Genomic DNA, 231 nt, shown 5'->3' on the forward strand with positions numbered 1-231 from the left:
CTATCGAACTGGACTGCTGTCATCCGACATTGTTAAATCTATACGTCCTTGGGGATTAAAAACTATAGCTGATAGTGCGGACCCAAGAACCATTCAAGAGATTCATAACGGAGGTGTGAGGATATATGCTGTAAGTAAATACCCCGGTTCTGTTGTAGCGGGTATAGATAAGATGAAGGAGTATGAAATATACATAACCAAACGTTCGTATAACTTACAAAGAGAGTATAG

General features: G+C 39.4%; 1 pseudogene. It reads left to right on the top strand.

Going from position 1 to position 231, the window contains the following annotated elements:
* A pseudogene (locus AB5935_RS26440) lies at nucleotides 1-231 on the top strand (PBSX family phage terminase large subunit); the annotation flags it as partial.

The sequence above is a fragment of the Phocaeicola sp. RTP21198st1_B8_RTP21198_201120 genome, from assembly GCF_040929485.1.
Lineage (GTDB): Bacteria > Bacteroidota > Bacteroidia > Bacteroidales > Bacteroidaceae > Phocaeicola > Phocaeicola dorei.